The organism is Mucilaginibacter sp. 22184, assembly GCF_052045695.1.
Classification (GTDB): Bacteria; Bacteroidota; Bacteroidia; order Sphingobacteriales; family Sphingobacteriaceae; genus Mucilaginibacter.
The window spans coordinates 316,965-340,927 of sequence record NZ_JBQEPI010000008.1 but is presented as its reverse complement, the minus strand read 5'-3'; the positions used below and the strand labels follow the sequence as shown (position 1 = coordinate 340,927).

Below are 23,963 nucleotides of genomic sequence, written 5' to 3'. Positions count from 1 at the left end.
GTAAGTCTAAAATAGATATGCCAATAAAAGCAAAGGCCCGGTAAACCGGGCCTTTGCTTTTATTTTTTCCAAACGTTATTGTCAGGATTATAGTCTGGCATTACTTTGTCAGGATCATAAGTAACCGATTCAATTTCTTCGGTTGATGGATACTTGAATGTCCATGAAGCAAAACGCTCCCAGATTTCAACAGGCAATTTAATACGATCTGTTTTGCCGCTTTTGGTTTTCACCTCCAGGATAACAGGCATGGCCATTTTGCCCAGGTTATCAATGGTGATCATTGCTCCTTTTGAGGCATCGCCATCCACGTATTTCACATCGCTAACCGCAACATCCAGACGCCAGTTGTTCAGGAACCAACCTCTCCAGAACCATTGCAAACTTTCACCCGATGCATTCTCGATGGTACGGAAAAAGTCATCAGGTGTTGGGTGTTTAAATGCCCATCTGTTGATGTATGTTTTAAAAGCAAAATCAAAGCGTTCGGGGCCTAATATCTGCTCACGTAATAAAACCAAACCTGCACTTGGTTTAAAATATAGCAATGTACCGGTATTTTTCTCTTTCAAATTAGCTGGCTGGCTCATCACAGGCTCCAGTTCGGGCTTGGTTAAAAAGTCGCCGGTACGGTGCATATCTGTAGCGCGGGTGTTTTTATATTCGCCGTTGTTAAAATTAGCTGTCGAAAGTGTATTGATGAAAGTGTTAAAACCTTCGTCCATCCAGCCGTACATACGTTCGTTTGAACCTACGATCATAGGGAACCAGGTATGCCCAAACTCATGGTCATTTACGCCCCAAAGCGCATTTCTCTTTGCTTTGTATCCGCAGAAAACAATACCCGGATATTCCATACCGCCTACTATACCGGCAACTGCTGTTGCAGCAGGATAAGGAAATTCAAACCATTTGGCAGAGTTATATTCAATTGATTTCTTTACATATTCTGTTGACCGTCCCCAGGCATCATTGCCATCGCTTTCAACAGGGTAGGCCGAAATAGCTATTGATTTTTTACCGCTTGGCAGATCCATTTTGGCGGCATCAATAATAAAAGCGGCCGATGAAGCCCATGAGGCATCACGTGCATTTTTTATTTTAAAATGCCAGGTTAATTCGGTTTTGCCAGCCGGGCGCGATTTGGGATCCTTAACCTCATCTGCCGTACGGATCATTACAGTTTTTTCGCTTTGAGCTGCCTCGGCCCAGCGCTTTTGCTGCTCTGCGGTATACACTTCCTGCGGGTTTTGCAGTTCACCGGAGGCAACTACAATATGATTTGCCGGAGCAGTGATACTCAGATCGAAATCGCCATATTCCAGATAAAACTCACCCGGACCAGTATATGGCAGTGTGTTCCACCCCATTACATCGTCATATACGCACATGCGTGGATACCACTGTGCTACAGTATAAATCCTACCATTTTTAGTATCCTGGTACCCCATACGGTCCGATCCATAATTTGGGGGATTAAATGAATACTCTATTTTAAGCTTAACCTGCCCGCCATTAGCTGTTACCTCTTTTGGTAAAAAAACCTGCATACGGGTATCTGTGATCAAAAATTTAGCTTCAGCAAATTCACCTTTACCAATAGCATATTTTACTGATTTTATTTTGTAACCGGCATCAAATGCTTCGCCACGGCCCCAGTTACGGCTGCCTGTTGGCGGTACAATAGCCGTTCCGCGTGAGTCTAATTTAAACAGGTTTTGATCGAGCTGCATCCATAAAAAGCCAAGGTTTTGCGGACTATTATTGGTATAGGTTAATACTTCAGATCCGGTGATCTCATTGGTTTGATCATTCAGTTTTGCAGCCAATTGATAATCGGCCCGGTTTTGCCAGTATTTAGGTCCTGGTTCGCCACTTGCGGCACGATATTCTGTACCATTTTTGGTATAAAAGCCAGGCCCGAAAGTTTCATGATAATTGTAATCAGAAGCAGGCGCATTCGTTGAAGCGGCCTGCTGGGCATCACTTACACTAACCGCCAACATAAAGGCCATGCTGAAACCGGCCATCAGTTTTAAATTCATTTCAATATTTTTTGTATGTATACAGCAAGTATACTACAAAAAAACGTTTTTGAACGGCCTCGTAAAACGATTGTTACCAGAATATTAATTATTGGCTTGATAAACATAAAGCCTATAAATCAGGTAGATATACGAGATTTATAGGCTTTAAATTGATATATAGAAAAATATAAGGGTCTTATTTATTTAGAAAATGAGATTGGTAAACTTTTTCATCAAAACCAAAAAACAAAAAGTCGCCATCCTCAATAACAGGTCTTTTGATCATACTTGTTTTTTGCTGTAACAAGGTAAGTGCATCGGCATTGGTTTTCACACTTTCCTTTACCTGCGGATCAAGTTGTTTCCAGGTAAGGCCCTGCTTGTTCAGGAATTTTTCGTAACCCGCTTTGCTGTCCCATTCCTGCAGTTTTTCGGTGCTTACACCTAATTTTTTAAAATCCTGGAAATCATAATCTACTTTATTTTCTTTCAACCAGTCAAGCGCTTTCTTAACTGTGTTGCAATTGGTTATTCCGTAAACTTTCATGAGGCTAATTTATCCTTTTTGTGCCGAAAGTATGTCAGGTGTTTTTAATCTAATGCATAGCTCTTATTGACTGGCGCCACTGCTTTTACCCCCGCCTTTGGTATCGTCATTATTGATGCTACGCTGGTTCTTTTTAATATCGCTATTGAGCTTGCCGAATTTATAATTAAGCCTGATAGCGAAATGGCGGTATGGGTTTTCTCTGCTGATGGTTTGAGAAAAATCTGGCGTGTTAGTACTATTGTTAAATGCTCTGTATTTGCTATAAGGATTATTAGCCACAAGGGTAACTGTGAATTTTTTATTAAACAGATCTTTAGCAACACTGTAGGAGTTATAGATAAAGTTACTTGATTTACCTTGCAGTGTTACATCACCACTAAAGAAACCGGCGTTATAACCAAATCGGTATGTATCACCCAGTTTATAGGTAAAGCTGGCAAATGCGTTACCGATATAGCCATCGTTTTTAAAAAAATCGCTATTGTAAACGCCTTTTAACCAAACATGTGAAACTTGCCCATTTAAACTAACAGTTAAGGGCTTAATGATAGAAAAATTGGTATTGATATTGAAACCAAGTGTACGGTTGCTACCCAGGTTCTGATAGGTTGTGTATGTTACCGTATCACGCAAAGTGCTTATAGTTTGAATGGAGTTATTGGAAAACGCGTAGCTTAAACCCACCGTAACTGATGCCTTTTTAAAGTTGCTGTAGGTAAGTTCAAAGGTGTTATTGAGTTCGGGGCGCAGATCAGGATTACCGGTGTTGATGAATTTAGGATTTGAGTTATCAACAAAAGGATTAAGCTGGTATATACCAGGGCGCTGTATCCGCTGCGTAAAACCGAAATTAATGCTGCTGCTATTCAGGGTGCGTTGTATGGATACTGAAGGGATCAAATTGTTATAGCCTTTATCAAGCGGCGTACCCACAAAATCAGCCCTAACTTGAGTGTGTTCAATACGCAAACCACCTTTTACCGTCCATTTAGTTAGTTTTAACTGGTAAGAATTGTAAACACTGGTTACATCCTGATGATAATCAAACGTACTGGTTTGCCCAGTGTTAACTACATATTGGTTTGTAGTAGGATCGAGGTCTTCACGTCCGAAATCACTGAAGTTATTCCGTAGGATAGCTTTTGCTCCAGCTTCTATATTTAATTTTTTAAGCGGATATACATAATCAAGCTGGATGGTATGTTCCCGGTTACCAGCATTGTTACGCTGTCTGAAATCGGGATTGTTAACAGCATCATAATTAAATCTGTCAGTAAACGCGTTCGAGCTTGTTTGATCACTTGGCGAATAGCTGTATTTGTATGATAAGGTTAACAGCTCGTCTTTGTGGTTTTTGAAATTCCGCTGATAATTGATGGCGATATCGGCTCCTTTATCCTTGCTATTACTGGTAGTAGCATTACGATAAGCCTCATCAAGCGTTCCGACATTGTTAACCCGGTTGGATTGCAGCGAACCATTTTGATCAAAATGTCCCTGGAATATCTCAAATGAACCGGTGATCAGGTCAAGGCTATCTATTTCATAGCTCAACTCCGCATTAGCATATTTGTATTTACCGCTAAAGGTATTGGTACCGTCCTGATTTAAGATGCTTGATACCGATTGATTTAAAAATTGTGTTTGCGTATTGTGCGTTGCGCCGGTTACTTCTTTCTGGGTACCAAAACCTGCATATCCCGAAAGACCAAATTTACCTTGTTTTACCGTTGCATTCAAATTATATCCAGGTCCCCAAACCGTATTATAGCGCATATTGATACTACCGTTATAACCTTGATCGGCATTTTTCTTGGTGATAATGTTGATGATACCTGTTAAACCTTCCGCATCGTATTTAGCGGGCGGCGTGGTAATCACTTCGATTTTTTCGATATTGGTGGCCGGCATCGCTTTCAATACATCCGATGGGCTTTTGGCCATCAATGCCGATTCTTTTCCGTTGATCAGGATTTTATAATTACCACTTCCTTTGAGCCTGATCTTATCATCTCCATCAACCGATAAAAGCGGCACTTTACGCATCATATCCAGCGCAGATACTGCTTTACTCTCAGGATCGGCAGTTACATCATAAGTAAGACGATCCACCTCTTGTTTCAGGGTTGGCCGCACTGCTGTTACGGTAACTTCTTTTAATTCTTTACTGGAGGGAGCAAGCAAAATTTTACCTGCATTGAATTCGGTCTCCGTTGGTTTTACAGGCAAAATCTTGGTAGCATAGCCAATAAAAGCAACTACCAGCTGGTAAGTTTTACCATCCGGAGCTTTTAATTCAAAACTTCCATCGTCTTTAGCAAGGGTGCTTTTTACAGGGGCATGGGTGTTAGCATCCTGTAAAGCAACAGTAACATATCCCAAGGGCTTATTTAATGCAGAATCAATTACTGAGCCCTTAACAGTTATGTTTGTTGGCGAATTTTGAGTCTGGGCAAAACAAATCGCCGAAATATAACAGGAAAGCAGGGTCAGTAAAAATTGTTTCATAATGATTTAGTAATAAGACGCAGCAACCTATTTAACTGTTGCATAGGGAAAGTATTATTTAACACTTTTTAACTAACCAGTTAGTTTTTAGTGATTCCCACATATTTCTATTTATTGTAGCGGGTCATGGTGAGTTCGGTACCGATGGTAGCAAAGCTTTTTATCATTTCAATAGAGCGATCAATAAGTGCAGGGAGTTCGGGTTTTTCATCATCATCAAAACCACTTAATACATAATCAACCTGGCGGCCTTTGGGATAATTATCGCCTACACCAAACCGGAGGCGGGCATAATTATTATTGCCCAAAGTTGCTTCGATATGTTTTAAACCATTATGCCCCGCAGCGCTGCCTTTGGGTTTTAACCTCAATGTACCTAAAGGAAGGGCTATGTCATCAACCAGCACCAATACATTTTCGACAGGTATTTTGAGCTCCTTCATCCAATGATTCATGGCTTTGCCGCTTAGGTTCATGTAAGTAGTTGGTTTAATAAGATGGAGTGTACGTCCTTTGAATGATACCTCACTATAGTAAGCCAGGCGCATGTGATAAAACTTCGCATTCTCCTGTTTGGCTAATTCATCCAGTATCATAAACCCTATATTATGCCGGGTATCAGCATATTCAGGTCCAATATTTCCTAAGCCAATTATAAGATATTTCATGCCCCCTGGCCCCCTGAAGGGGGAATTTTTGATTTACTTAAATTAAAGTGCGAAGATATTATTTTTAAACAAAAACAGCGATAAGTTACCTTACCGCTGTTTTAATAGTACCCTTTCATTCCCCCTTCAGGGGGTTAGGGGGCTTACTTTTTACCTGAAGCAGCTTCCTGCTCTGCCTGACGTAATGCACGTGAAGTAGTTACCGATACGATAGTATCTTCCTGAGCATTAGTAATAGTAAGGTTTGGCAATTTAATTTCGCCAACTTTTACTGATTTACCAACTTCCAGAGCTTCAATGCTTACTTCGATAGCATCTAAATGATCTTTAGGCAATGCTTTGATGCGCAGTTTCCTTAGTTTCTGAACTAATTTACCACCCACTTTAACACCTGGAGAAGTACCGGTTAATTTAACAGGGATCTCGATAGTGATTGGCTTTTTCTCGTCAAGCAACAAAAAGTCAACGTGGATAATTTGTTCAGTTAAAGGGTGAAACTGAATATCTTTAATAATAGCTTGTGATTTAACACCAGCAATTTCAAGATCGATGAAATGAACAACCGGAGTATAAACAACGGCTCTCAAATCAGCTGCGGACACTGCAAAGTGGGATTGTGTTGGCCCACCGTAAAGTACTGCAGGCACTAAGCCTTGATAACGCAGTTCTTTAGCGTCTCTTTTCCCTACGTTCTCTCTTGGAGAACCGCTAATAGCAATTGATTTCATTATTTGTATTTATTTATTTGTTAATTTCATGGTTCATAGATCATTGTTCATGTGTCTAATCCGCACAAATATTTTTATTCTATTCAAATCCACGTTTCCGGCTATGAACCATCGACCATGAACTATAAGCTTCCTATCAATCTACCCTAAACAACTGGCTGATAGAACCGTGTTCATTCACATTGCTAATGGCTTTTGCAAACAATTCGGCAGTTGACAGCACCTTAATCTTAGGGCTCGTTTGTTTTAACGGTATAGTATCGGTAACTATTAACTCTGCCAAAGCCGAGTTTTCAATAGTTTCATAAGCCTTACCTGACAATACCGGGTGTGTACAAACCGCGCGTACGCTGCGTGCACCACGCTCCATAATCAGTCCGGCAGCTTTTGCCAGTGTACCAGCCGTATCGCAGATATCATCAATCAGCACAATATCCTGATCGGTTACATCACCAATCAGCGTCATCGCCTCAATTTCATTGGCACGCTTACGACGTTTATCGCAAATAACCACCTCGGCATTAAAGAATTTCGCAAAACTGCGGGCCCTGTATGAGCCACCCATATCCGGCGATGCGATAGTTAAATTCTGCAAGCCGAGGCTTTTGATATAAGGCACAAAAATGATAGAAGCATCCAGGTGATCAACCGGTATATCAAAAAAGCCCTGAATCTGCGCAGCGTGCAAATCCATGGTCATGATACGGTTAATGCCTGCTGCAACCAGCAAATTAGCTACCAGTTTAGCACTGATGGCCACACGTGGCTTATCTTTCCTGTCCTGACGGGCCAATCCAAAATACGGAATAACAGCACTTACATAATGTGATGAAGCACGACGAGCGGCATCAATCATCATCAGTAATTCCATTAGATTGTCGGTAGGCTGGTGAGTACTCTGTATCAGAAATACGTCGCATCCCCTTACAGATTCATTAAAATGCGGCTGAAATTCACCATCACTAAAGCGTGACAGTACCACGTCACCTAATTCCCGTCCATAAGCATCAGCAATCTTTTGCGCCAGTTCCTTAGAACCTGATCCTGCAAATAACTTAACCGGATTAAATTGTAATGGCATTTTCTTATGTTGGATTTAGGATGTTCAGTTCCGGATGTTTCAATCCGATAGCTTAATCTTTATGTTGTAAACCCTTATAAAAACAATTCGGATTTCAATTTTCTATCAGACCTAAATCCGAAATTGAAAATCAGAAATCCGAAATTTTCTATGTTGCCCGACCAGGATTCGAACCTAGACAAACGGTACCAAAAACCGTCGTACTACCATTATACTATCAGGCAATCTCCTTTGGTTTGTTTTACTCCCCGAAAAGGAATGCAAATATAAGACGATTTTTTAACTCTCAAAAAGAATTTTAAAAAAGTATTTTTCATTGCCTCTTAACGCCCAAAACAGGCCAAAAAAGTGTTAATCCCATGCTTTTGGTTTTAACATCATAATACTTTTACTAATTTCGGGCTGCATTCAACCTTTTTTCTATCGTAAAATTCAGACATGGACTACAAAAAAATCAATAATATATTTGGCTGGGTAGCCTTTATCATTGCTTCGCTAACTTATATTTTAACTTTAGAGCCCTCCTCCAGTTTTTGGGATTGCGGCGAGTTTGTTGCCTGTATTTACCGTTTACAAGTGGCCCACCAGCCCGGTGCGCCCCTGTTTACGATGATAGGAAAGGTTTTCACCTTACTGTCTATGGGTGATAGCACCAAAGTGGCTTACTGGGCCAATATGGCTTCGGCGCTGGCCAGTGGGGCAACTATCATGTTCCTGTTTTGGACGGTTACCGCCCTGGCCAAAAAGCTATTGGTTAAAAAGACCGAAGACATCACTATTGCAAACCTGATATTGATCATAGGAGCCGGCTTAGTTGGCGCCCTGGCATATGCCTGGTCTGATACTTTCTGGTTCTCGGCTGTGGAGTCCGAGGTTTACGCGCAATCATCTTTATGTACAGCCATTGTATTCTGGGCCATATTAAAATGGGATGCCCATGCCGATGAGCAGCATGCCGATAAATGGATCGTATTTATTGCCTATGTCATGGGCTTATCTATAGGTATACATTTATTAAACCTGCTGGTAATACCAGCTATAGCATTGGTTATCTACTTCCGCAGAGCAAAAAATATCACTTCCAAAGGTACTTTCTGGGCATTTTTTGCCGGTATAGTGGCTGTGGCCTTTGTACTTTGGGGGGTTATTCAATATACCGTAAAGGGCGCGGCTTTTTCCGACCTGCTTTTTGTGAATACTTTGGGTATGGGCTTTGGCAGCGGCGCTGTAGTGTTCTTTCTTTTGCTGATAGCCACTATTGTTGCTGGGATCTATTATACCATTAAACCACAAAAACCGGCTATCATTATGGCTGCGGTATGCTTTATATTGGTACTGGGCATCAGCGCCGGGATTGTAGGCATCATAGTTGGCGCGGTAGTACTTGCCCTGTTGGAGTACGTAGTGAAGATCCGCGAAAAACGCTTTGCTCTGAATACTTTTTTAATTTGCCTCCTGTTTATCCTGTTTGGATACAGCTCATTTGTGATGATTGTAGTAAGGGCCAAGGCAAACCCTAACCTAAACAACAGCGACCCTGAAAACGCTTTCGCGCTTAACGGCTATCTGAACCGCGACCAATACGGCGATACGCCACTACTTTATGGCCAGTTTTTTGATTCAACCCCAACCGAGCAAACCGAAGGTGCTACTATTTACCGTCGCGGCGAAACCAAATATGAGGTAGCCGGTAAAAAACTGACCACTGTGTATGACCGCAATACGCCCTTCCCCCGTATGTTCAGCGATAAGGCTGGACATCCCGATTTTTACCGGGCATGGAGTAAACTGGGTCAAAGCGAACATCCAACCTTTGCCACCAACCTGGGCTTTTTTGGCACCTGGCAGGTGAACCAGATGTACACCCGCTATTTTCTGTGGAATTTTGTTGGTCGTGCCAATGATCTTGACGGCCAAACCGGCGCCATTGATGGCAAGGGCGGTGTAGACGGTTCCTGGTTAAGCGGCTGGGATTTCAGCAAACCCCTGCCCTACGCTGTTACCGAAAGCAAAAGCTACAACCGCCTGTTCTTTTTACCGCTGATCATCGGTCTGATAGGCCTGTTCTTCCATTTTTGGCGCGATCAGCGAAATGCGGGCGTTGTGTTGGTGCTGTTCTTTTTTACAGGTTTGGCCATTGTATTATACCTCAACCAGGACCCTTTACAGCCACGTGAGCGTGATTATGCTTATGCAGGTTCATTTTATGCCTTTGCCATTTGGATTGGCTTAGGTGTGCTGGCTATTGCCGATTTTCTGTCGAAAAAGATCAATGCCAAAACAAGCGCCATTATAGCTACGCTAATTTGCCTATTGGCTGCACCGGTATTAATGGCCAACCAGGAATGGGACGATCATGACCGTTCCACCAAGCTTACGCCGCATGATATGGCGTACAATTACCTGAATTCCTGCGCGCCTAACGCTATTTTATTTACCTATGGTGATAATGATACTTACCCGCTTTGGTATATACAGGAGGTGGAAAATGTGCGCCCGGATGTACGCATCGTGAACCTGAGCTTGCTGGGTACCGACTGGTACATCCGCGGTATGAAAAATAAGATGAATGAGTCGGAACCGCTGCCTATCACTATGCCGAACGACAAGTTTAAACCAGGTGTACGTGATGTTATTTATTTTAACGATCAAAAACTAACCGGCGCTACTGAGCTCAAAGAGGTTTTTGATTTTATGACCTCTGATGATAAATCAACCATGGTAGAGTACAATAATGGCGATGTATCCAATTATCTCCCTACTAAAAACTTTAAGCTGACTATCGACCCTAACCAGGTAGTGCAAACCGGTACTGTTCCGGCTGCAGAAAAAGATAAGATAGTACCTGAAATGGACTGGACCTTTAGTGGCCGCTATGTAACCAAAGATGTTTTGGCAATGATGGACATTCTATCGCATAATAACTGGAAACGGCCCATCTATTTCTCGGTAACCGTGCCTAATGATAACATGATAGGCCTGGACAAGTACCTGTACAACGAGGGCTTCGCTTATCGCCTGATGCCTTTGAAACCTGATACAGCATCATCAAACTCGCTCGAAAATAGCAATACCCCGGTGATGTATCATAACATGATGACCAAGTTTAAATGGGGCAATATGAAAAACGCCCGTTACCTTGATCATGAGTCCATGACCATGTTTTATCCGTTGATCACCAGGCTTTATTCCAATTTAGCAGACAACCTGATGAAAGAAGGCCATAACGACCTTGCCAAAAACGCGCTGAAAAAATACGACGAAGTAATGCCGGGCATCATCAACTCCACCGAGGTTGCCGTACGTAAATTTTATATGATCGAAAGCTCCTACCGTCTGGGTGATATCGCGCTGGCTAACAAACTGGCTAATCAGGTTGATGATTATGTAAACAACTCGCTTACCTATAATTACGCCTTGCTGCAACGTAACGAAACCAGCCTGGACAACCGCGACATACAATACTCCATACAGATTTTAAGCGGACTGGTAGGTTTCACCAAAGATTTTAAACAAACAGCATTAAACACCAAATTCAGCGCGCAGCTCAAAGGCTTTGAAGCCAAATTTGGCGTTACTCCTAAACAGTAAAAGTGGGTTTACATGGGTTTACACTTTTTATGGTTAAAATCGAATTATATAGTTGAAAATCAATTTATTACATGTTTTTAATTGGCAAAAAGTGTAAACCCATGTAAACCCACTTTTTGTCCTTACGCTGCCGCGGGCTTCCAGCCCGTGGTACGCATGACTCAGCTTTCAGCTGGCGTATTACCGCATGCCACCCACGAGATACGCTACGCTAATCTCGCGGGAGCGAAGGCCTGTCACCCTGAGCTTGTCGAAGCGCGCGCGCAGAGGCCTGCCCACCATACTTCAACAGGCTCAGTATGACAGCCATCAAAAGAGCGAAGGCTTGGTGCGATTCCTTCCCTCGGGAAGGGGAGGAAGGGGTTTGTAGAACAAGATAATCATCGCGCGTAGAAACCCCTCCCTGTCATTACACCTGCCCAACGCGCCCCTCCCGAGGGAGGGAATTAAAAATAGATACTTAATTCAAAATCTTTTGCTTTTATCATAGAAATCAATGAGCCGGCCTTTATCGTTAAACAAAAAAAGCGGCATAAGCCGCTTTTTAATATAGATCAGAATTTTTTATCCTTCGTTTACAACGCCCATGTTGCAGAACTTGTCGATACGTTCGGTAACCAGCTCATCGATATTACGTTCGCCCAGTGTTTTCAGATCTTTTAGCAATTGCTTTTTCAGGATGGTGGCCATAGCCACGGGATCCTGATGCGCACCGCCAAGGGGTTCTTTGATCACACCGTCGATCAGTTTGTTCTTATACATTTCTGTCGAAGTCAATTTCAGTACTTCAGCAGCACGTTCTTTGTTTTCCCAGGTTTTCCAAAGGATGGTTGAGCAGTTTTCGGGAGATATCACCGAGTACCAGGAATTATCCAGCATCAGTACCTTATCGCCAATACCTATGCCCAGGGCCCCGCCAGATGCTCCTTCGCCTATGATCACGCAGATCACCGGCACTTTCAGCACGGCCATTTCCAGCAGGTTGCGGGCAATGGCTTCGCCTTGTCCGCGCTCTTCGGCTTCCAGACCAGGGAATGCGCCCGGTGTGTCAATCAGGGTAACCACAGGTTTATTGAATTTTTCGGCCATTTTCATGAGCCTTAAAGCCTTGCGGTAACCTTCGGGATTAGCCATACCAAAGTTGCGGTATTGGCGCTCCTTGGTGTTACGACCTTTCTGGTGCCCAATGAACATCACGGTTTGACCGTTCAACGTTCCAAAACCACCAATGATGGCTTTATCATCGCCTACCGTCCTGTCGCCGTGCAACTCAATAAAATCATCGCACATTAACTCAATATATTGAAGGGTATATGGTCTTTCGGGGTGACGTGATATCTGAACCTTTTGCCAGCCGGTCAAATTGCCGTAGATCTCTTTTTTGGCAGCCTCCAGCTTTGCGTCCAGTTCTGCAATGGTTGCCGACATGTCCAGTTTGTTCTTGTCCTCAACCTGCTTTACCTTTTCAATCTGCTGTATCAGTTCAGCCAGTGGTTTTTCAAAATCAAAAGTAATCTTCATACTATTTATTTGGGCCGCTAAATTAAGTAAATCCTACGGTATATTATCAATTAGGGTTTTGTAAAGTTTCCAGCTTCTTGATTTGCTGGGGAGCCATCAGGTCGCCGGTGCTTAAACAAGCCTGCAAAATGGCGTTTCTGAGCTCTCCGTAATACAATCCGGAGCGCGTTGCATAAAATATCACATCGCCATTATTTAACCGCTGTTTACGAAAAAGCTCATCCAGGGTTTGTTCATTTTTAATAATGAATGCCCCCATTTCCAATCTTTTGCGGTGCAGCTCAGTAGCAATAGCCGTAATTTTGGTTACCTGCGCAGGACTCAGTCCCAATTCTTTTTTAAACCTGATGGCCTGATCGGGCATGGGGAAATGATTGATCTGGGCGGGTAAGGCCATATTACCGTACGCATCATCACCGTTGAGCAATGCGGTATATTGTTTATCGGTAAGCGTTTTTACCGGCGATTTTTTCAGCGTACTATCCGCCTGCTGCGCCCGAATAGTGCCACAAAAGAACAAAATAGCAATAAAGGAAAATATTGATCTTAGCATGGGGCATTTTACGAAAAAACGGCAATTATTGGGCCATCCAACAAAAAAAATAACTAAAAGTTAATGTATCGCTCTAAATACTTGCGCTCGTTTGCAACGAGTGCAAGGAGCAGTGCCATTTTCAATTCCCTCCCCACGGGAGGGGTGCGGCTGGATGGTGTTGTGGCAGGGAGGAGTTTATGCATGATGCAAGTTTACAAGGCACAGAAACTCCTTCCTCCTCTTCCCGAGGGAAGGAATCGCACAAAGCTTTGGCTTTTCGATCGGCTGTCATGCTGAGCCCCGTCGAAGCATGGTGGGCAGGCCTCTGCGCGCGCCCTTCGACGGGCTCAGGGTGACAGCCCAACTTTTTGTTTCTCTCTTCGTTCGAAATGACATACGGTTAATCTCACTCCACTTTCACCACTTTAGATCGCTTTGAAATACCATCTTCATTAAATGATTCGATCTGGAAATAATACGGCAGGTTTTTATCCATCCCATTAAAGTAATACTCGTTTTTGCCGTATACCAGCATATTGTTGTACAGTTTATCGGGCGCTATGCCCATATAAATAGTATAGCCTGTGGCATTATCTACCGGTTTCCATTTTAGCCAGGCATTGCGGCGTTCGCTATCGCCACGCAATACAATGAAGTTTTGTACCGTATCTGCTTTTGCACCAGCACCTTTACCAAATACCCGGAAGCCGGATAGCGCGAATTTACCGGTTGGCATGTGCAGGTTCACCATTTTAAGGTAACGGGTTCTGGTTGGATTTTTTAGTTCGATATAATCGTGCGGTACGTCGGTTTTATTTTTGCTTTTGTCGATCAGCGGTTTCCATGTTTTTCCGTCCAACGACGAATAAACGATGTACTGATGAAAAACACCCTGTGATTTACCCAGGAAAGTGGCATCCTGATCGGCGTAGTTGATCTGTACGGCATTTACCGTGCTTACTTCTCCCAGGTCGGTTTTAAACCATTCGCCTTTGTTGGCCGTTTTGGCGCTCCAATAGGTTCTGATATCCTCGTCGACAGCATTGTTGGATGCATAACCGCCCAGTGTTGAGGAAACTTCTACCGGTTTATTATAGTTGAGGATCATCCAGCCGGTAAAATTGCTTTTGAGGTGATCTTCGGGACCTGCTGCTAAATAATGCGGGTAATCGCCATAGGCAGTATTGGTATACAGCACGCCATCGCTGTCAAAACCGGCTGGCCAGAAACCGATGCGGCGCTCAAAGTTGTTTTTTACCGAGATACCCATGGTGGAGATATGCCAGTAGTTGCCAAACTTATCCTGCCAGGTAGCACCATGCCCGGCACCTTTGGCAAAACCGCCCGGTTTGTACGAGAATGGGTTATGCTTTTGATAAGTAAACGGCCCCAGCGGCTTATCGCTGGTGAAAACACCATCGGCATAGCCGCTTTGCTCGGTGCCTGGGGCGCCGAACTGAAGGTAATATTTGCCGTTATGCTTGTTCATCCAGGAACCTTCGATAAAGGGTAGCAGGAAAACATTATCGTTATGCTCGCCAAAGCGTTCCCAGCCGTGTATTTCGGGGTTTAGCTTCACCAGTTCTTTTTTAGGGCCGGTAGGTTCAAACGTTCTGCGATCAATCTCCTGGCCATAGAGCGGCAGGGTATTGCTGGAGCCATGGTAGATATAAACCCGGCCATCATCATCTGTAAACATACCCGGATCCCAGGCGCCTACTTTAAAATAGTCTTTGGCGGCTTTCCAGGTATCATGGGTAGGGTCGGTGCTCATCCAAAGGGTAAAATCCTTATTATAGGTAGAGCCGATCACCAGCAGGGTATCGCCCAACACCAGGGTTGCCGGCGCGCAAAGCTCGTCGCCCTGGTTCTCATTATAGGGCCTCAGGAACCTGCGCGACACAAATTTCCAGTTCAACATATCATCGCTCCACCAATAACCAAACTGATTGGTACTGAACAGGTAGTATTTCCCTTTGAACAGGGTAACGGTTGGATCGGCGGTGGCGCGGTGCTTACCCCAGGCGGCAAAATCGGCAAAGGGGGTATACCCATAATCGAGGTTGAGGGGGTTGCAGTAGGTGAGCCTTTTGTTTTGGGCATGCGCCGTTGATAAGGCAAAGCAGCACAGCAGCATCAGCAAAAAACGGAGAGATGTTTTCATTTAGGCAAACTTATAAAATTCAGATAGCCTAAAACTTTTTAAACCTCAAATTTTAACACTTTTATGTTCAAAAACGGGCTAAAAACATTCAGAAATTCATCAAAAAACATCGGTTTTAACGATTTTAACAAATTTCAACACCGTTTTGAGCAGTTTTGAAAATTTTAAAAAGTATTGATTTATTGATAGGTAAATAGCGACATACCGAACGGTCGGTTTTTTTAGACTGTTTTATTTCTGTGTGGATGCCTTAGAAAGGAGGATATAACGCGCTCTTCCCCTGCACGTCATTGCGAGGAGGAACGACGTGGACAACCGACTGAAAGGAGCTCATTAATCCCGATAAAAACAATAACACATTAATAATCCCCGATATGTGGAGCGTCTTTGTAAGTCGGGGATTGCCACGCTACGCTCGCAATGACGTTATTTTTTATTTCCCCCGTTGCCTGAAGTCTCTGACTTCGGACAGCGGGGCTCTATTTCACAATCGCAAAGTTTAATAATAGATGCTTCGTTCCTCAGCATGACAAAATTGAAGAAAAGTAGCTCATCACGCTACTCTCTTCAAGGTAAAGGCAAACCGGCTGCCGGCGCCCAGTTCGCTGTCTACCGCTATCTTGCCCGATTGCGCTTCGATAAAATCTTTGGCTATGGCCAAGCCCAGGCCGGTACCGGTTTGATCGGCGGTGGCATTGGGAACTTTAAAATAGCGCTCAAACAGGCGCGACAGGTACTGCTCTTCGATGCCCTTGCCATGATCCTGTACCGAAAATTCGATCTCGTCGGTATGGCGTTTTTTTACCACCAGTTCCACCGTCGATTTTTCGTGGCTGTATTTGATAGCGTTTGATAATAAATTAATGAGCACCCAGGTGGTTTTGTCCAGATCGGCGTGTACATCGGGCAGGTTCTCATCACAATCCACTTTGATATTTACCTGCTTCTGATCGGCTATAAATTTGATGGCTTTTACGGCGTAATCTACAATGTTTCTGGGGTGGGTTTTGCCAAAGTTGAGCTGCAGCTTACCGGTTTCTACCTGGGCCATATCCAGTAGTTCGCCGGTTATTTGCAGCAGGCGGCGGGCGTCTTCTTCAATATTTTCCAGCAGTTGCTTTTGCTCGGTATTTACATCGCCAATGCGCACATCCTCCAGCAATTTAAGACTCATTTTGATGGACGAGATCGGCGTTTTGAGCTCATGTGATATGGTGGCGATGAAGTTGGTTTTAGCCTCATCCAGCTGCTGGTATTCGGTAATATTTTTCAGGATGATCACCTTGCCTATCACCTTACCCTTGCTGGTAACGGATAGCGACTCGCGTGAATAAAAGCTCTCGCGGTTATCGGCAAATATTTTCAGTTTGGTTTGGTCATTCACCAACAGGTTGCGCAGCAGGTCGTTTTCCAAAGCCACATCGGGCGCGTAACGGCCATTGAGCTGATCGGCAGTCATACCGATTAATGAACAAGCCACCTCATTGGCAAATATGATGATCATTTTTTCGTCGAGCCCCAAAATGGCATCGTGCATGGAATTGATGATGGTTTCGATCCGTCTTTTTTCAAAAAGGATACTGGCCAGGTTACTGTTCTCAAATTCATCCAGCTTGCGGGTCATGGTATTAAAAGCCTGGCCCAGTTCGCCAAATTCATCGTTAGAGTGAAAATCGATCTGTTGATGATAGTTACGGTTGGATACTTCCTTGATACGGGCGGTAAGCTCCTTGAGCGGGTTGGCAATATATCCCGGGAAATTAACCACGAAACTAAACGCCACCAGGAACAAAAACGCACCGCAAAAAGCCACCAGTATGGTAGCACGGCTGGCTGTACCTTTGGCGATATCATTTTTATGGGCAATGGCCGTCATGTTAAGCTGCATAAACCCATAAACCAGTTGCCTTGCCTGTACACGTAGGGTAGATAGCTGGACGGCATCATTATTTGCCAGTTTAATTTTTTCAAAAACAGCACGCAATGAAGCCGCCTTCTGCCCCTCGCCCGGTTCGGTGATGTTATGCTCTTCCAGCACCAGGTTGGTTTCAATTGTTTTTAATTGCGCCGGACTAAGCGGGCCACCATTGGCATCCACTGCCGACAGGATCTGCTGGCCGTACTGCAATGATTTATAGTTATCCTTGAGAATAGCCCCCGCATCGGCCGACAAACGGTTGAGGAAATACACCGACAACCCGCAGCAGATGAATGACAGTACAAACAAAAACCCGATGCCTGTACGTAGTTTATTTTTAATGGTCATGTTATGATAGTATTACAAGGTCAATATCAGTTTTTGACATCTTATTTAACAATTGGGTAAATACCGCCGTTTTCATGATCACCTGGTAAAATTTAAACCGGGGTTTGCCAATGCAAATGGTGGTAATATCATATTTTTCGGCCGTTTCCCAAATGGCCTTGGCTATATGGTCGTTTTTTACTTTGAGCACCTCGCCCCCCAGCTGCGTAGCCAGTTTCATGTTGTTGATGAGATGCCGTTGTGATGCCAGGTTTATTTTATCGCTGCTTTCGCGCGAGGTTTGTACATAAAGCACGTACCATTTAGAACGATAGTATGATGATAACCTGGCCGTTTTACGTATAATGATCTTGGCCGAGGCATCATTGGTACTGATGCAGGCCAAAAAAAGCTCGGGCCGCAGCTTGATATTTTTGGGAATCTCGATGTCGATTTTCCGTTCTACCTGGTGGGCCACCTCGCGCAGGGCCAGTTCCCGCAGCTGCAGTATGCGCTCGGACTGAAAAAAATTATTGAGCGCCAGCGGTACTTTCTTTTCATCATATATCTTGCCCTCCTTTAAACGGTCTATCAGTTCATCGGCAGTAAGGTCGATATTCACTACTTCATCGGCCATTTGCAAAACCTTATCGGGGATGCGCTCGTTGATGGTTGCGCCGGTAATGCGCTGCACCTCTTCGTTCAGGCTTTCCATATGCTGGATGTTCACCGCGCTGATCACGTTGATACCCGCGTTCAGGATCTGCATTACATCCTGCCAGCGTTTTTCGTTACTGCTACCCTCAATATTGGTATGGGCCAGCTCATCCACTATCACTACCTCGGGGCGCAGGCTGATGATGGCTTTCAGATCCATCTCTTCCAGCTCCTTCCCTTTGTAAAACAACTTACGGCGGGGTATTACGGGCAGGCCTTCCAGTTGTGCCACGGTTTCTTTACGGCCATGGGTTTCAATATAACCTATTTTAACATCGATGCCATTGCGCAGCAGGGCCTGGGCTTCCAGCAGCATGCGATAGGTTTTACCCACACCCGCACTCATGCCTATGTAAACCTTAAATTTACCCCGCCTGGAACGTTTAATGAGCTCCAGGAAATGCTCAACCGACTGCTCTTTATTTTCTTCGCTCATAATGTGGCTTTGGTTAGACTCCCCTCTTGAGAGGGGGAGCGTGGCTTTGTGCAATGGCAGGGGTGTGTTCACAATCGTTTAAAAAACACACCCCTCCACCCCTCTCAAGAGGGGAATCGCACGGCCCTGCCTATATCTAAACTTAACATTTTCATCACTAATAATTTTTTATAAAACTAATAAAAGGAGATTCCGAAAAATCCCCTTTTACGGTATGAATGTTCGTCAACCAAACTTATAATTAACAACCAAACATTAATTATAAAAAACAATCATACTTATCTTATCTGAATCAGAATTTACAGGATTTAAGAATTCACAAAATGACAATGCAATAAATTCTGAAAACGGCGTAGCCCTCAACGGAGTTAATCATTAAATTCTGTAAATTCTGATTCAGACCCTGTCCCGGTTATTTTTTCAGCTCTTCTAAAGCTATATTCAGTTTCAACACATTTACTTTGGATGGACCAAACAAACCCAACAGCGGTTTTTCGGTATGTTCATTAACCAGTTTGGTTAATTGATCGGCAGATAAACCACGGGCTTTGGCCACACGGGCTACCTGTACCTGCGCACCGGCTGCTGAAATATCAGGGTCCAGACCACTACCCGATGCGGTAACCAGTTCGGCAGGGATCTGCGCGCGGGTTACACCAGGGTTATGTTTAAGGAAATCCTCGATACGTTTTTCAACATCCTTCAAATAGTCCGGATTTGACGGACCTTTGTTTGAACCACCAGATCCGGCAGCATTGTAATCAACCGCAGATGGACGGCCCCAGAAGTATTCGTCCTTTGTAAATTTCTGGCCTTCTAAAGCGTAGCCTACCACGCGACCTTTATAGCTTAATGTTTCGCCATCACCATGGCCTGGAGTTAATTTACCTACACCGGCAATAGCCAGTGGATATATGCCTGCAAGTATTACGATCAATATGAGCGTTAACTTTAATGAGGGCAACAAATATGTTTTCATTTTTTTAATTATTAATGTTTGAGATCGAGATTTGAGTGTGAGTGCCAGAGCGAGATGCATAAATGTCTCGCACCCACACCCGCACTCTATTTATAAGAACAAGCCTACCGCCAGGTCTATCAGTTTAATACCAATAAATGGAATGACTACACCACCCAAGCCGTATATCAACAGGTTACGGCGCAATAGCGCGCTGGCGCCTATCGGTTTATATTCCACACCTCTCAGGGCCAGTGGTATCAGCAATGGTATAATGATAGCGTTAAATATTACGGCCGATAATATGGCCGATTCCGGGCTATGCAGGTCCATGATGTTCAGCGCTTTTAATGATGGTATAGATACCATGAACAAGGCTGGTACAATAGCGAAATACTTGGCCACGTCATTGGCTATACTGAAAGTGGTTAGCGTACCACGGGTCATCAACAGCTGTTTACCTATCTCCACAATTTCAATCAGTTTGGTGGGGTCGTTATCCAGATCCACCATGTTACCGGCTTCCTTGGCAGCCTGGGTACCACTGTTCATGGCCACGCCTACGTCGGCTTGTGCCAGGGCTGGTGCATCGTTGGTACCGTCGCCCATCATGGCTACCAGTTTACCGCCTTGCTGTTCTTTTTTAATGTAGTTCATTTTATCTTCAGGCTTAGCCTCGGCAATAAAATCGTCCACACCGGCCTTTTCGGCAATAAATTTGGCAGTAAGCGGGTTATCGCCGGTTACCATTACGGTTTTTACACCCATTTTGCGCAGACGCTCAAAACGTTCGGCAATACCGGTTTTGATGATATCCTGCAGCTCGATAACACCCATGATTTTTTCGTTTTGCGATACCACCAGTGGGGTACCACCGTTTGAGGAGATCTTTTTAACATGATCTTCCACTTCTGTTGGGAAAGGGTTACCGGCCTTTAAGGCTATGTTGCGGATAGAATCGAACGCGCCCTTACGGATGCGCAGACCATCAGGCGTATCCAAACCGCTTGAACGGGTTTCGGCAGTAAATTTAATAAACACCGCACCGTTAGGGGCAACCACTTTGGGCATGCTTTTATCCTCATGGGCCAGTTCCACTATCGATTTACCTTCGGGAGTTTCATCGGCCAGCGAGCTCAGCACGCAGGCGGCAATAAAGTTTTCGCGGGTTACTCCGGTAGCGGGATAAAAGTTGGTGGCTTTACGGTTACCTATAGTGATGGTACCCGTTTTATCCAGCAGCAAAGTGTCCAGGTCACCGGCAGTTTCAACCGCTTTACCCGATTTGGTGATCACATTGGCGCGTAAAGCCCTGTCCATCCCTGCAATACCGATGGCTGATAACAGACCGCCGATAGTTGTAGGGATCAAACAAACGAACAGGGAGATAAAGGCAGCTATAGTTATAGGGGTATTAGCATAGTCGCCAAAGGGTTTCAGGGTAACGCATACGATCACGAAGATCAAAGTAAAACCTGACAGTAAAATAGTTAAAGCAATTTCATTAGGGGTTTTCTGGCGCGATGCACCTTCAACCAGGGCTATCATCTTATCCAGGAAGCTTTCGCCGGGCTGAGTGGTCACCATCACCTTGATCTTATCAGACAGTACTTTGGTACCACCGGTAACGGACGATTTATCACCACCTGCCTCGCGGATAACTGGGGCCGATTCGCCGGTAATAGCCGACTCATCAATGGTAGCGATACCTTCAACAATCTCGCCGTCGGTAGGGATGTTATCACCTGTTTCGCAGATAAACACATCGCCTTTTTTTAATTGGGATGACATTACCATCTGCTCCTTGCCGTTCACCAGCAAACGGGCAGGTGTTTCTTCACGGGTTTTGCGCAGACTTTCGGCTTGTGCTTTACCGCGTGCTTCGGCAATGGCTTCGGCAAAGTTGGCAAACAGTACGGTTAACAATAAAACAACAAATACGGTAAAGTTGTAGGCAAAGCTACCCTGGCCCTTATTGGCAAAAGAGTAGATGCTGACGATGAGCATCACAAACGTACCGATCTCTACAGTGAACATCACCGGGTTGCGGAACAGGATGCGTGGGTTTAGTTTGATGAATGACTGCTTAAAAGCCTCTTTCATCTGGTCGCCCTGGAATAATGTATTTTGATTTGAGTTCATGACGAATTCTATATGATTATTTCTCTTTGTTTAGCCTCACCTAAACCCTCTCCAAAGGAGAGGACTTTTAAGAACCCTCTCCTTTGGAGAGGGCAGGGTGAGGCTCGTGTTTATTTTAATGAAAAGTGTTCGGCAATTGGACCTAATGCTAATGCTGGGAAGAATGACAGGGCAGCAATGATGATGATCACCGCGAAGATCATTACCCCAAAGGTTGATGTATCACTTTTTAATGTACCGGCCGATTCTGGTATGTATTTTTTATTGGCCAGTAAACCGGCAATAGCCAGCGGACCAATAATTGGCAGGAATCTGCCCAGGATCATCACAATACCGGTAGTAACGTTCCAGAAAATGTTACCATCGCCCAAACCTTCAAAGCCCGAACCGTTGTTGGCTGCCGATGAAGTATATTCATACAGCATTTCGGAGAACCCATGATTACCAGGGTTGTTTAACCAGCTCGATGGCTTAACGGCCCAATCGGCACCAGCCATGTTTACCACTACGTATGATGAAATGGCCAAACCCACCAGGATGATAAAGGGGTGCAGCAAGGCAATCAGCGAAGCGATCTTCATTTCGCGGGCCTCTATCTTACGGCCAAAAAACTCCGGTGTTCGCCCAACCATCAGCCCCGATATAAATACCGCGATGATGATAAAGATGTAAAAGTTGAGGATACCCACGCCGCAGCCGCCGTAAAAGCAGTTTACCATCATACCCAGCAACATCATGTTACCAGACATAGGCATAGCGCTATCATGCATGGAATTTACCGAACCTGTAGATATAATAGTAGTGATCACACTCCAGTAAGCCGAGTTGGCCGGACCAAAACGTACTTCCTTACCCTCCATAGCACCGGTTGTTTGGCTTACACCCATTTTAGCGATGGCGGGGTTGCCATTCAATTCGGCGTTCATGGTGGGTATCAGGAACAGGAGCATGCCTATCGTCATCACCCCAAATATCACGTAAGCGAATTTCTTTTTATTTAAATAAAAGCCTAAGGCAAATACCAGGGCTATAGGTATCAGTGTTTGTGCTACCAGTTCGGTAGTGTTGGTTACATAGTTAGGGTTTTCGATAGGGTGGGCAGAGTTGGCACCAAACCAGCCGCCACCGTTTGTACCCAGGTGTTTTATAGCTACCAGGGCCGCAACTGGTCCGCGTGATACGTGAACGGTATCGCCCTGCATGCTGATAAAAGTATCTTTACCGGCATAGCTGGTGGTCATGCCGTTGAAGGCTAAAATAACAGCTATTACAAATGATATAGGCAGTAATACACGGGTAACGGTTTTTACAAAATAATCCCAGAAGTTACCCAGTTTATCGGTCACTTTATCTTTCATGGCCCTGAATACTACAATGAGCGCGGCAATACCAGTAGCAGCCGATACAAAGTGCAGGAACATGAATACAAAATGCTGTGTAAAATAGGTGGCGCCGCTTTCGCCCGAGTAGTGCTGTAAGTTACAGTTCACCAAAAAGCTAATGGCGGTATTGAAAGCCGTATCAGCCGACTGGCCAGGGTTAGCATCCGGATTGAGCGGCAAGTGCCCTTGTGCCATTAAACAAACAAAAGCATATATGAGCCATACACTATTGATAGTAAGCAGGGCAAATAAATGCTGTTTCCAGTTCATTTCTTTTTTGGCATCGATGCCGCTGAAACGGAAAATAAAGCGTTCAAGCGGGGCCAGAAAGTCGAGCCAGGTTTTCTCGCCTTTAAAAACGCGGGCTATATATCGGCCCAAAGGTATGGCCAGCGCGAGCGTGAGCAGGTAGGTAAATACTACACCTGAAATTTCAGTGTTCATGGTTTAAATAATTAAAATTTTTCGGGTTTAAGCAGCACGTACACCATGTAAACAAACACGGCAATTGCCACAATGAATAATGCGATCATGGTGATTAGATTTTTTCGAAGTAATTAACGGATTTGAAAAAGAGCCAGAAGATGGCCGCAAAGACCACTACATAAATAACAACTTGTAAAACATCCATAGTATTAAGTATTTTAAGTGTCCCTTTACCAAGTAAATGCCAATAAATAAAATATACGAGTAAACAACTGTAATACAGC

The 23,963-nt window shown here is 44.2% G+C and carries 16 protein-coding genes and 1 tRNA gene; 1 reads left to right on the top strand and 16 read right to left on the bottom strand.

Features of this window, described 5'->3' with window-relative positions:
* Window positions 1-59: 59 nt before the first annotated feature.
* From ACTJKG_RS19420 to ACTJKG_RS19390, 7 genes are all read right to left on the bottom strand, one after another.
* Window positions 60-2,045 carry a M1 family metallopeptidase gene (locus tag ACTJKG_RS19420; RefSeq protein ID WP_172338111.1) on the bottom strand — a complete coding sequence of 662 codons (1,986 nt, stop codon included), beginning with the start codon at window positions 2,043-2,045 and terminating at the stop codon, window positions 60-62.
* Window positions 2,046-2,223: 178 nt separating this feature from the next.
* Window positions 2,224-2,574: a Spx/MgsR family RNA polymerase-binding regulatory protein gene (locus ACTJKG_RS19415; RefSeq protein ID WP_172338112.1), complete on the bottom strand. Its 351-nt coding sequence runs from the start codon at window positions 2,572-2,574 to the stop codon at window positions 2,224-2,226.
* A 63-nt stretch (window positions 2,575-2,637) separates the two neighbouring features.
* Entirely contained in the window at window positions 2,638-5,085 is a 2,448-nt protein-coding gene (locus tag ACTJKG_RS19410; RefSeq protein ID WP_440740176.1) for a TonB-dependent receptor domain-containing protein, read from the bottom strand.
* 107 nt (window positions 5,086-5,192) lie between these two features.
* The gene (gene pth / locus ACTJKG_RS19405) at window positions 5,193-5,753 is read right to left on the bottom strand and encodes an aminoacyl-tRNA hydrolase (protein WP_172338114.1); all 561 of its coding nucleotides are present in this window, start codon (window positions 5,751-5,753) and stop codon (window positions 5,193-5,195) included.
* A gap of 143 nt (window positions 5,754-5,896) precedes the next feature.
* Complete coding sequence (locus ACTJKG_RS19400) at window positions 5,897-6,481, bottom strand: 50S ribosomal protein L25/general stress protein Ctc (protein ID WP_166090502.1); 585 nt, start codon at window positions 6,479-6,481, stop codon at window positions 5,897-5,899.
* Between the two features lie 136 nt (window positions 6,482-6,617).
* Window positions 6,618-7,562 (bottom strand): ribose-phosphate pyrophosphokinase, encoded by a 945-nt coding sequence (locus ACTJKG_RS19395; RefSeq protein WP_172338115.1) that lies wholly within the window; start codon window positions 7,560-7,562, stop codon window positions 6,618-6,620.
* Window positions 7,563-7,715: 153 nt separating this feature from the next.
* A tRNA-Gln gene (locus ACTJKG_RS19390) sits at window positions 7,716-7,786 on the bottom strand.
* A 214-nt stretch (window positions 7,787-8,000) separates the two neighbouring features.
* Here ACTJKG_RS19390 and ACTJKG_RS19385 point away from each other — a divergent pair.
* Complete coding sequence (locus ACTJKG_RS19385) at window positions 8,001-11,153, top strand: protein O-mannosyl-transferase family (RefSeq protein WP_440740175.1); 3,153 nt, start codon at window positions 8,001-8,003, stop codon at window positions 11,151-11,153.
* A 564-nt stretch (window positions 11,154-11,717) separates the two neighbouring features.
* On the opposite strand, the gene ACTJKG_RS19380 is transcribed toward ACTJKG_RS19385, so the two are convergent.
* The 9 genes from ACTJKG_RS19380 to kdpF all read right to left on the bottom strand — a co-directional run bounded on the left by ACTJKG_RS19380 (window position 11,718) and on the right by kdpF (window position 23,786).
* Complete coding sequence (locus tag ACTJKG_RS19380; protein WP_172338117.1) at window positions 11,718-12,674, bottom strand: acetyl-CoA carboxylase carboxyltransferase subunit alpha; 957 nt, start codon at window positions 12,672-12,674, stop codon at window positions 11,718-11,720.
* A gap of 46 nt (window positions 12,675-12,720) precedes the next feature.
* Window positions 12,721-13,227, bottom strand: a complete 507-nt coding sequence (locus ACTJKG_RS19375) for a hypothetical protein (RefSeq protein WP_172338118.1) — start codon at window positions 13,225-13,227, stop codon at window positions 12,721-12,723.
* 388 nt (window positions 13,228-13,615) lie between these two features.
* On the bottom strand, window positions 13,616-15,373 hold the full coding sequence (locus ACTJKG_RS19370; protein ID WP_440740174.1) for a family 43 glycosylhydrolase: 1,758 nt from the start codon (window positions 15,371-15,373) through the stop codon (window positions 13,616-13,618).
* 553 nt (window positions 15,374-15,926) lie between these two features.
* Window positions 15,927-17,639 carry an ATP-binding protein gene (locus ACTJKG_RS19365; protein ID WP_440740173.1) on the bottom strand — a complete coding sequence of 571 codons (1,713 nt, stop codon included), beginning with the start codon at window positions 17,637-17,639 and terminating at the stop codon, window positions 15,927-15,929.
* 1 nt (window position 17,640) lies between these two features.
* Window positions 17,641-18,771 carry a sensor protein KdpD gene (locus ACTJKG_RS19360; RefSeq protein WP_172338121.1) on the bottom strand — a complete coding sequence of 377 codons (1,131 nt, stop codon included), beginning with the start codon at window positions 18,769-18,771 and terminating at the stop codon, window positions 17,641-17,643.
* A gap of 412 nt (window positions 18,772-19,183) precedes the next feature.
* A complete protein-coding gene (locus tag ACTJKG_RS19355) occupies window positions 19,184-19,750 on the bottom strand; it encodes a K(+)-transporting ATPase subunit C (RefSeq protein WP_172338122.1) in 567 nt (188 codons plus the stop codon).
* Between the two features lie 90 nt (window positions 19,751-19,840).
* Window positions 19,841-21,871 (bottom strand): potassium-transporting ATPase subunit KdpB, encoded by a 2,031-nt coding sequence (gene kdpB / locus ACTJKG_RS19350; RefSeq protein ID WP_172338123.1) that lies wholly within the window; start codon window positions 21,869-21,871, stop codon window positions 19,841-19,843.
* Window positions 21,872-21,981: 110 nt separating this feature from the next.
* Entirely contained in the window at window positions 21,982-23,697 is a 1,716-nt protein-coding gene (gene kdpA / locus ACTJKG_RS19345) for a potassium-transporting ATPase subunit KdpA (RefSeq protein WP_172338124.1), read from the bottom strand.
* Between the two features lie 11 nt (window positions 23,698-23,708).
* Entirely contained in the window at window positions 23,709-23,786 is a 78-nt protein-coding gene (gene kdpF / locus ACTJKG_RS19340) for a K(+)-transporting ATPase subunit F (RefSeq protein ID WP_076377293.1), read from the bottom strand.
* Window positions 23,787-23,963: the final 177 nt, after the last annotated feature.